Below are 9,935 nucleotides of genomic sequence, written 5' to 3' on the forward strand. Positions count from 1 at the left end.
CCTCGCTTCGGCGGCTGGGCAACGGGCGAATCGACGTCAGGACGTCGAAAACCCAAATGATCTACGAGCTCGACCCCAAGACGCTGGCCTGCCTGGATCTCGTGTTCTCGTCCACCTTTAGAAGCCTGCACGAGAAAGCCGCCCTGGCAGGAATCACGCAGACTGTCTTGGGCGACGCCTACGGCGAAAAGCTCAAGCGCGGCTTCCTCTACTGGACCGGCCGGGAATGGACCTCGACCCCGAGTTGGGCCGTTCGCCGGCCGTAGCGAAGTCCTCTGAAACCATCCCCCAGGGAATCTTTCCGCGCGACCGGAGAAAGTTCCTATCGCCCCCCATTCAACACGGAGCGCCTCGTGAACGAGACGCCCTTTGAGGAAACCCGCGGAAAATCCCGGTCAATAAATGACCGCTAGCCCGAACCACAACTCGTTGTCGGGATTGACCTCGCTAAGAAAAACGAACGTGTAATTGACAGACGGCATGACGGTCAGCCGGCCCCATTTGAACGGCAGCGACGCGCTCAAGCCCAAATCGGACAGGCCGCTGCCGTCGATGAACTGGCCCGCGTTGTACCCAAGCCCGGCGGACAGCCGAAGCTCCGCCGCGCCGCCCAGCGGGATCGTCCGGCCGGCCTTGAGCAGGGCGTAAAGCCCGCTTCCCAGGTTGACGTCGTAATAGACGGTCAGGGAAGGCTCGAGGGGCAGGCCGGGCAGGCCGGCCGAGGCAAAGAATTCTTGCGTGGTATCCCGCCGGAACGAAAAGCGAGGCGTGGAATACTGAACCCTGCGGCCAGGGCCAGGCTTTCGGGAGTCTTGAAAGCGTACGTCACAGTCAGATCGGTCTCGTCGTCGGCCCGGTACAGCGCCCGGTCGCCCAAGGCGAAACTGATCCAGATGTTGGCGGAAAATCCCGATCCGCCGAAGGCATAAGTCAGCGAAGGCTGAAAAGCGCCGTTGTTCGGGGAGAAGAGATCGAATCCCCGCCAGATGTAGCGGGAGACGAGGTCCGCCTGGGCGGAAAGCTGAGCCGAGGCGGGAGCGGCCGCGAGGACAAGCACGGCCGCCGCCGACGCCGCGGCCGCAAGCAGGGATCTTCCCCGCTTGCGATCACATCTCATACGCTTGTTCGCCGTGCAGGGCTTCGTCCAACCCCAATTCGTCTTTCTCGGAAATGCGGACGGGGGTGATCTTGTTGATCAGCCAGAGCATGGCCCAAGTGAAGACGAAGGCGTAAAGCCCGGCCCCCGCCACGGCCAGGACTTCTTTAAAGAAGAAGGGCGCGTTGCCCCGCAGCAGTCCGTCAACACCGGCCGCGTTGGCCGCCTTGGTGGCGAAGACCCCGAGCAGAACGACGCCCAGCGTCCCGCCGACACCGTGAACGCCCCAGACGTCCAAGGCGTCGTCCCAGCCCAGCCGGTTCTTCAGCGCCACCGCGTAGTAACAGACGAGTCCGGCGATGATCCCGATCAGCGCGGCCTGCCCGGTCGTCACGTAGCCTGCTGCGGGTGTGATCGTGGCCAGCCCGGCCACGGCCCCGGTCAACAGACCGACGAACTTCGGCTTCCGCGACTTGCCCCATTCGATGAACAGCCAGACGATCGCGGCGAAGGAGGCGGCCACGTCGGTATTGAGGAAGGCCAGGGCGGTGATCTTATCGGCCCGCAGCTCCGAGCCGGCATTGAATCCGTACCAGCCGAACCACAGCAGGCCGGTCCCGAGGGCGATGAGCGGGATGCTATGCATGCCCTTATCGGTCACTTTTCGCTTCCCGACGAAGAGGATTGAAGCCAAAGCTGCCATGCCGGCGATGGCGTGGACGACGATGCCGCCGGCAAAATCCAGGACGCCGTGCACGGCCAGGAAGCCTCCGCCCCAAACCATGTGGACCATCGGGAAGTAGACCAGGAGGAGCCACACGGTTAAAAAGATCATATAGGCCTTGAAGCTGACCCGATTGGTAAACGCCCCCGTGATCAGGGCAGGCGTGATGATGGCGAACATCATCTGGTAGGCGATGAAGACGAAGAGCGGGATGTTGTTCCCGGCCAGAACGGTTTCCGGCGTCACTCCCTTCAGGAAGGCCAACTTCAGGTTGCCAAAGACGGCTCCTTCGCCTCCCGAAAAGCAGAGCGAGTAACCGCAAATGAACCAGATCACGGTCGTCCAACCCATGGAGACGAAGCTCTGAATCATGATGGCCAGAACGTTTTTGCGGCCGACCAGCCCGCCGTAAAAGAAAGCCAGACCGGGCGTCATCAGCATGACCAACGAAGTGGCCAGCAGCATGAAGCCGGTGTTGCCGGTGTCGAACATGGGATCCTCCTCACGGAGCGCGATTCGGGAGGCGAACCGGCCCCCGAGTCGGGGCCCGGCCTCCGGAATCACCCTACTCACCGGCCGTGAGGCTGGTATTTGGATTATGTTATAATTTCGTGAGACGCCATGACGTCGACACCCCGCTCGATATCCTCCCCGCTTCCGCCGACCACGACGGCCCGGCCCCGGCTTCTGTTCGTCGAGGATGACGCCAACTTGCGCGGCAGCTTGTCCTATATCCTGGAGCGGGAGGATTTCCGGGTCACCCCCGTGGCTACAGGCGAGGAAGCGCTCGCCGCCGCCCGGGCCGTCCGGCCCGACCTCGTCCTGCTCGACTTAGGCCTGCCGGGCATGGACGGCTTCGCGGTCGGCCGGGCCCTGCAGAGCCTGCACCCCGCCCCCCGCCTGCCGATCGTCATGCTGACGGGCCGGGGGCTCTCCGAAGACGTCGTGCGCGGCCTGCGGGAGAGCGCCGACGACTACGTCGTCAAGCCCTGCGAGCCGGAAGTGCTGTTGGCACGGCTTCGCGCCGTGCTGAGGCGAGCCGGAAATCCCGATGTCCGTGGAGGCGGACGCCCGGAGGAGCCAATCCTGCTCGGCCTCCTGCGGATCGACATCCCGGCCCGCGAGGTTTTTTTTGACGGCACGCCCCTTCCGCTGACCCGAACGGAGTTCGACCTTCTTTGCCTCCTGGCCGGAGCCCCGCATCGGGTCTTTTCCCGGGCCCGGATCATCGACGTCATCCGGGGCGAGGACTACGCCGTGACCGAGCGCTCGATCGACTTCCAAATCTGCGGACTGCGCCGAAAGCTGGACGGGCGCGGGCCGCAGATCGAAACCGTGCGGGGGCTGGGCTACAAGCTCTTGCCCTGACGGCCCGACGATGAGCCGCGCCTCCCTCTCCCCCGATGCCCGGCCGAGCCTGGCCCGCGATATCCCGCTGCGGAGTCTTCTCCTGCTCGGGATCCTGATCGGGGGAATGATCCCCCTGCTCGTCGTCTCGCTGGTGGGATACGGCGCGGTCCGGGGCGAGCTGAAGGCCCAGGCCTTCCGCCAGCTCCGATCCGTGCGCGACATCAAGATCACGCTTCTCGGCAAGTTCTATTTCGAGCGGCGGGCCGACATCCGCGTCTTCGCCGCCAACCCCTATCTCGGCCAGGCCTATGCCGACCTCGCCGCGGCTTGGAGAGGCCCCGCCGGCCGGAGCGTTCGCAACCGATACGCGCCGTTCCTGGGCTCGCTCGTCCGCGAATACGAGTACGACGACCTTCTGCTCCTCGATCCGGAGAACGGACGCATCGTCTTTTCAAACCGCTCGGGCGAGAGCAGCCCCGGCCGAACACTTCCCCCGGGGCTGGCCGCCGTTTGGAACGCGGCCCGCTCGGGTCAGCCCGGCATTTCCGACCTCGATCAAAAGCCCGGCCTTGATCCCGCGGGCGCAGTCCCGCAGCCGGCCCAATATCTGGCGGCGCCGATTCGGGCGGGAACCAGGATCATCGGCGTCGTGGCCGTCCGCATCGCCCCCCAGGCGGTCGAAGCCATCATGCAAGATCGTTCCGGACTAGGCCGGACGGGCGTCACGTTCATCGTCGGATCGGACGGAAGAATCCGGGCACCGATCCCGGCCGATGAATCGGCTGCCGCTTTGGGGCAGCGGGAAATCTGGGCCGAGATGGCCCGCGGGAACGCGTCCGGCGACCGCATCGGGCCCGGGCGCGCCGGCCGGACGGCGCTGTCCGCCTTCGCGCCGCTGGGCCTGCCCGGCCTGGAGTGGACGCTCCTGGCTGAGATCGATGAATCGGAGATCGACCGCCAGATCGCGCTGGCCCTCAATCCAAGAATATTGCCGATCCTCGGCCTCTCAGTGGTGCTTCTCGCCGCCCTGGCCCTGCTCATCTCGCGATTTGTCGCCCTGGGCGTCCGCCGTGTCATCGGAGAGATCCGCCGCTTGATCCGCGACGTCCTGGACGGACGCCTTCGCTCACGCGCGAAAGTCGCGGCCATGGCCGCCGATTTTCGTCCCGTCTTACGCGGCATCAACGAGCTGGTCGAAGCGCTGGAGAGCCAGATTGAGGCCAGGCGGCGGCTGGAGGAACATGTCCGGGACTCGCAGCGGCTGGAAGCCATCGGGCGCCTGGCCGGCGGCATCGCCCATGATTTCAACAACCTGCTGGCTCATATGCGCGCCTTGGCTTACATCATCGAGCGCGAGAACGCGACCGGGTGCGCCGTGGACCCGGAGCGGCTTGAGGAGATGACGCTCTCGATCCGCCGGGGCATGGATCTCGTGCGCCAGATTCTGACCTTCAGCCGGCCCGGCCAAGGCGCCGAAGCGACCGTCGACCTGCGGGAAATCGCCGCCGAGACGATGAAAATCGTCCGGGCTGCGCTCCCGGCCGGCGTGGAGGCGACTTTCGAAGCGGGACCAGACCGCCTGCCCGTCCGCGGCGATCCGTCGCAGATCCGCCAAATCGTGATGAACCTCTGCGTCAACGCGATCCAGGCCATGCAGGAGTCGGGCGGACGGCTGATCGTGAGCCTGGCCGCGACAAAGATTTCCGGCGAAGACGGCGAAGCCTGGTTCGCTCGGCTTTCGATCGAGGACTCCGGCCCCGGCATTCCGCTTGAGATCCAAGAGCGGATCTTCGAGCCGTTTTTCACGACCAAGGCCGACGGGCAGGGTTCGGGGCTGGGGCTCTCGATCGTGAACGGGATCGTCATGGCCCTGGGCGGGTCGGTCGCCGTCGACAGCACGATCGGCGGCGGGAGCCGTTTCGACGTCTGCATGCCGCTCGCCGAGCCGCCGCGAACCAAGCCTTGACATAAAGAAGCGTATATACCTAAACTGACGTATCTTAACGGCCGGGCCGCAGCGCTTCCATCTGGATGGGCCCGCGAGGGAATTTTGCCGCTACCCGGTTCCGAGCTGATCCTTTTGGATGATCGGGTGAAGGCCTCCCTTCAGGTCCTGCTGGACGCCCTTCCTTCCTACGTCATCCTTCTCGACGCGCAACACCGGATCCTGCTGGCGAACCAAGCCGCCCATGCCGCCGTCGGGCGTCCGGCGGACGAGGTCATCGGCCATTTTTGCCCTCGAATCATCCATGGCCTGGAGGGGCCTTTCCCGGGCTGCCCTTTTGAAGAAGCCGAAAAGACGGGCGCCAGCGTCTTCCGGGAGTTTTACGATCCACTCTCCAAAAGCTGGCTGGAGACATCGGTGCATCCCACTTCCTTTCGCACGGCCGACGGCCAGGCCGTCTTTTTTCATACGGCTCGGGATATCGGCGACAAGAAACGGAACGAGCTGACCATTCAACGAAATTACGACATCCAGACGATTCTTTTTTCGCTGTCGCAATTGGCTTTGGAAAGCTTGCCGCTCCAAAAATTGCTGGAACGCGCGCTGGATCTTCTCCTTTCGATCGAATGGCTGGCCTTGGAATCGAAAGGCTGCATCTTCCTGGCGGAGAACGACTCCGCGGAGCTGGTGATGGCCGCGGCTTCCGGGCTCGGCGAATTCGTTCGCACCGAATGCGCCAGAGTCCCCTTCGGCCGATGCTTGTGTGGGCGGGCGGCCAAGGCGCAACAGCTGATCTTCGCCAATCATTTGACGGACGAACACGACATCCGCTACACCGGCATAAGCCCGCACGGGCATTATTGCATTCCCATGATCTTCGCCGGAGTCCCCCTGGGGGTCATCAATACCTACCTCAAAGACGGTCATGCTTACGACCGAGCCGAGGATGACTTTCTCCGACAATACGCCAACGCTTTGGCCGGGCTCATCGTGCGCAAGCGCACCGAAGAAGAGCTGAACCGGAGCTTGGGGAACCTGCGCCAAGCGGCGGACGGCATGATCAACGCCATCGCCGCCATCGTCGAGCGGCGAGATCCCTATACGGCGGGGCATCAGAAGCGCGCGACCCGCATCGCCTGCGCCATCGCGGGGGAGATGGGCCTGCCCGAGGCTCAAATCGAAGGCTTGCACATGGCCGGCATCATTCACGACATCGGAAAAATCTATGTTCCCGCGGAAATCCTGAGCAAGCCGGGGCGATTGACGGGACCGGAATTCGCCTTGGTCAAAACCCACGCCCAAGTCGGCTATGACATCCTGAAAGACATCGAATTTCCCTGGCCCATCGCTCAAATCGTGTTCCAACACCATGAAAAAATCGATGGCTCGGGGTACCCGCTGGGATTAAAAGGAAACGCCATTCTCCTGGAAGCCCGGATCCTCGCCGTGGCGGACGTCGTAGAAGCCATTTCCTCCCACCGGCCTTATCGACCGGCGATCGGATTGGATAAAGCATTGGAGGAGATCGAAGAAAAGTCGGGCATTTTATACGATGCCCCGGTCGTCAAAGCCTGCCTTCGCATTTTCCGTGAGAACGGATTCAGCCTCGAATCGTCGGGTTGAGCCGATTCTCTTCAACAGGACGGCGGGCTTCTCCCTCACCAGGAATGGGACATCGCCAACCGGTTTACCCATTGCCCCGATAGGCCATCGAGGTAGCGGACTCCTGCGCTCAATTCGCGCTCGATCCGGTCTTTTTGGAACGGCTCGCGGATCAAGCCCTCTCGGAAGCGTGCCTGATAGATCCGTTCGTAATTATCGGACGCCGTCGTTTTGATCAGGCCCAGGGAAAAATCGAAATAATACTGGATCCCTGAGATCGAGCTCGTCAGCCCCAGGACCCGGCCATCGAGAACATCGAGCAAATCGAAAGTGACGCCCGGCCCGGCCAAGCGGTCGACGGGGGTTAGGGGGAAGAGTATATAGGCCTTCTCCCGGCCCGGGGGCATTCCGGCGAATTGGTAGGCGGGCGATTGAGGGGAACAACCCTTCATGTCTCCGGCATCCAGGACGACGAGGCAAGGGCGCTGGTACTCCTCGTTTTGGCCGGCCAGGAGGATCTCCTCGCGGCCGTCGCCGTTCAAATCGGCGAAACCGATTTCGTTGATCTGCCCCGCGTTCCAGTATTCGCCGAGGACTTGATCGGCCGCATCCAGCAGAAGCGTCCGGGTCGGGTATTCGCCGCGGGCATGCGTGCACCAGATGATTTCCGGCCGACCGTCATGGTCCAAGTCCCGCGCCTCGATGAACGACGTGACATATTCGCCGCTAAAATCTCGAGTCCCGACTCGGACGGGGCGAGCGGGCCCGTGGGTCCATCGTTCCCGGCCCCGATCGTCGGACAGGATCAACTGGCCGGTCTTCAAATCATCGGCCGTCACGGGGGCAAACAGGACCTCCCTGCGGCCGTCCTCATCGAGATCCTTGATGAGGAGGAGGGGTTCGAGGGTCAAGGCCGACACGTTATCGGTGATGAGGGCGTCCTTCTGGAATCGCTCGCGATAAAACTTCTCTTCCCAGAGATTCTCCATTTTCGTGTCGTGCGTCCAAAGCTCGTGTCCGGCCTTGTCGGTGATGATCAGGCGGGAGCCGTCGATCCGAAAATCGGCCGGGGTGCGGTCGGCGAACGGCCGGGCCAGAAGGAGGGAAAGCGCTCCGCCCAGGATCACCAGGGCACCCAGTCCCCAGACGAGCCGCGTCCGCCCGGATCGATGGGCGGCCGGGGCCGGCCGGGCCTCCTGATCCGGCTCCCGGAGGGAGCCGTTCGGCCCCGACATTCGCTCTCTCCAAGCGTCGAGCTCGGTTTTGAAGGCGAAAACGCGGGATTTCGTTGCCGGATCGATCCTGCGAACCGGCAAGCCGTATTTCTTTTCCCACCGTTGGCAGGTCCGCTCATCGATGCCGAGATGAGCGGCAATCTCCTTCCAGGAGACCAATCGGTCTTCAGAGTCGGACATGGCGGTTTTTGACTCCCCGGTATTTTATTGACCTTGGACTCGTCCGTCAATTCGGGCCGAGAAATCTCCTCTTTTTTGAGGGTTTCCTTGACATTCGGCCGGGGCGAAAATACGCTTTCAGGGACCGCTCGGTTTCGAGCCGCATAATGTATCCAACGCCTCGGGAGAATCGGCTATGAAGAATCATCGCAGGCTCGGTCTCGTCCTCCCGGCCGCGCTTTTCGCTGCGGCCGTCCTTTGGCTCCCGGCGACCCGTACGGCCGGCGCGCCCGATGAATTCGACGGCCGGTTTTACGCCGGACGCGGCGACGTCGAGTATCTTCGCCTCCTCGACACGGCGCGCCGCCTATTCGAGCCGGACCCCCAATACCAGAACATGCCGATGCTCTATTATCCGTCCTGGAACGGGCTGGTCGAAGGGCCGACCTGGGACGCCTGGTGGATCCAGAACAGCTACGGGACGACCTACGGCGCGCTTCCCTTCTGGCAGGAGCCGTTCGTCACGTTTCTGCAGAACTCCCAGGATCTCTGGTTCGACCAGATGGGCGACGGGTCGCATGTCGGCGGCGAGCCGTACAAGTGGGTCGCCCCGGACGGATGTCTTTGCGACTGTGCCAGGCCCGGCTGGATCTTCTATAAGCAAGGCGACGGTCGCGTCGCCCTGCACGACTGGGGCATGGAGTTCACCGCCGCCGGAATCGTCCTGCAGGCCGAAGCGCTGCTCATCGGTCGCGATGCTGCGGCTCTGGCCCGTTACCTGCCCAAGCTCGAGCGTTCGGCGGACTTCCTCGAATCGCGGCGCGACCCGAAGAACAACCTCTATTTGGCGGGCGCCGCCGGCAACCTCCTGGCTCCGAGCTACGCCGGATGGAAAAAGCCCGACGGCACCTACGACAAGGCCTACCTGGCGGGGCTTTCGATCACCACGATCGCGGCGCTCGACCGCCTGATCGAATTGGAGAAGATGGCGGGCCGGCCGGATAAAATCAAGCTGTACGAAGAGCGGCGCGCCCTCTCGCGGCAAGGCCTGCCGCTTCTGACGACCGACGAAGGCTATTTCATCAAATCGCTCGACCCCGACGGCACCAAGCACGGTGTTTATGGAGCCGCTAAGCACGGCTATTTCGAGGCGGTCGTCAATCACGACGCCGTCTGCTTCCGCATTGCCGACGACGCCCAAGCCGCCAAGATCTACGCCAAGATCGCCTCGCTCCCCGGCCTTCGCCCTTACGACCTGATCATCACTAACTACCCCTCCTTGGACGATCTCTACACCGAGCCCAAAGACCTTTGGGAATTCGGCCGCTGGGTAAACGGCGGCCATTGGTCCACTTGCGAGACCCGGATGATCATGGCCTACTACCGGCTGGGCAAGACGGAGGACGCCCGCCGCTCGATGAAGCGCATTCTCGGCTTCGCCGACCGGTTCCGGATGGACAACAACCTGACGAATTTCGGCAGCGAAGTTTACCAGCCGAAGGAGCCGATCAACACGGTCTACGACGCCTGGGGCGTTCCCGCCGGGTTCATCCGCGGATTGTTCGAGTATCTCTACAAGTCCGACCGGCTCGAGATCGTGCCGCATGTCCCGGCCGGCGTCACCCGGCTCGAGCAGAAGTTCCCGATCCGATTCGGGGCCAAGCGGCTGTATCTATCGACGGTCGGGAGCGGCGTGGTCACGGACGTCCGGATCAACGGCCGCCGCTGGAAAACGCACGACACGGAGAAGGTGACGCTGGCGTTCGCCGACGTCCCCGCCGAAGCCCGCATCGAGATCGCGCTGGGCGGCGCGGCGTTCGAAAA

At 63.3% G+C, this 9,935-nt stretch carries 8 protein-coding genes; 5 read left to right on the top strand and 3 right to left on the bottom strand.

All coding sequences use genetic code 11. The features are described 5' to 3' along the window. On the top strand, positions 1 to 266 hold a 266-nt coding region (locus NTZ26_12085; protein MCX6561237.1), incomplete at its 5' end, for a hypothetical protein. A gap of 416 nt (positions 267 to 682) precedes the next feature. Here the strand turns inward: NTZ26_12085 and NTZ26_12090 are convergent. Continuing rightward, entirely contained in the window at positions 683 to 1,117 is a 435-nt protein-coding gene (locus NTZ26_12090; GenBank protein ID MCX6561238.1) for a hypothetical protein, read from the bottom strand. Further along, a complete protein-coding gene (locus tag NTZ26_12095) occupies positions 1,107 to 2,312 on the bottom strand; it encodes an ammonium transporter (protein MCX6561239.1) in 1,206 nt (401 codons plus the stop codon). The genes NTZ26_12090 and NTZ26_12095 overlap by 11 nt, the downstream gene beginning before the upstream one ends. 129 nt (positions 2,313 to 2,441) lie before the next feature. On the opposite strand from NTZ26_12095, the gene NTZ26_12100 reads away from it, so the two are divergent. From NTZ26_12100 to NTZ26_12110, 3 genes are all read left to right on the top strand, one after another. Continuing rightward, the gene (locus NTZ26_12100; GenBank protein MCX6561240.1) at positions 2,442 to 3,188 is read left to right on the top strand and encodes a response regulator transcription factor; all 747 of its coding nucleotides are present in this window, start codon (positions 2,442 to 2,444) and stop codon (positions 3,186 to 3,188) included. A 10-nt stretch (positions 3,189 to 3,198) separates the two neighbouring features. Further along, positions 3,199 to 5,136, top strand: a complete 1,938-nt coding sequence (locus tag NTZ26_12105) for an ATP-binding protein (protein MCX6561241.1) — start codon at positions 3,199 to 3,201, stop codon at positions 5,134 to 5,136. 126 nt (positions 5,137 to 5,262) lie between these two features. Further along, positions 5,263 to 6,738, top strand: coding sequence for an HD domain-containing protein (locus tag NTZ26_12110; protein MCX6561242.1), 1,476 nt, complete (start codon positions 5,263 to 5,265; stop codon positions 6,736 to 6,738). 35 nt (positions 6,739 to 6,773) lie between these two features. Here the strand turns inward: NTZ26_12110 and NTZ26_12115 are convergent, their stop codons facing one another. Then, positions 6,774 to 8,132 (bottom strand): hypothetical protein, encoded by a 1,359-nt coding sequence (locus NTZ26_12115; protein ID MCX6561243.1) that lies wholly within the window; start codon positions 8,130 to 8,132, stop codon positions 6,774 to 6,776. Between the two features lie 175 nt (positions 8,133 to 8,307). Between NTZ26_12115 and NTZ26_12120 the strand changes: the two genes are divergently transcribed. Next, a partial coding sequence (locus NTZ26_12120; protein ID MCX6561244.1) for a hypothetical protein occupies positions 8,308 to 9,935 on the top strand: 1,628 nt, incomplete at its 3' end.

It is taken from the genome of Candidatus Aminicenantes bacterium (assembly GCA_026393855.1).
Classification (GTDB): domain Bacteria; phylum Acidobacteriota; class Aminicenantia; order Aminicenantales; family UBA4085; genus UBA4085.

What these genes read in the sequence shown, in the direction of transcription:
- NTZ26_12090 (MCX6561238.1), bottom strand. Translation starts at nt 1,117, where the DNA reads ATGAGATGTGATCGCAAGCGGGGAAGATCCCTGCTTGCGGCCGCGGCG.
- NTZ26_12095 (MCX6561239.1), bottom strand. Translation starts at nt 2,312, where the DNA reads ATGTTCGACACCGGCAACACCGGCTTCATGCTGCTGGCCACTTCGTTG.
- NTZ26_12100 (MCX6561240.1), top strand. Translation starts at nt 2,442, where the DNA reads ATGACGTCGACACCCCGCTCGATATCCTCCCCGCTTCCGCCGACCACG.
- NTZ26_12105 (MCX6561241.1), top strand. Translation starts at nt 3,199, where the DNA reads ATGAGCCGCGCCTCCCTCTCCCCCGATGCCCGGCCGAGCCTGGCCCGC.
- NTZ26_12115 (MCX6561243.1), bottom strand. Translation starts at nt 8,132, where the DNA reads ATGTCCGACTCTGAAGACCGATTGGTCTCCTGGAAGGAGATTGCCGCT.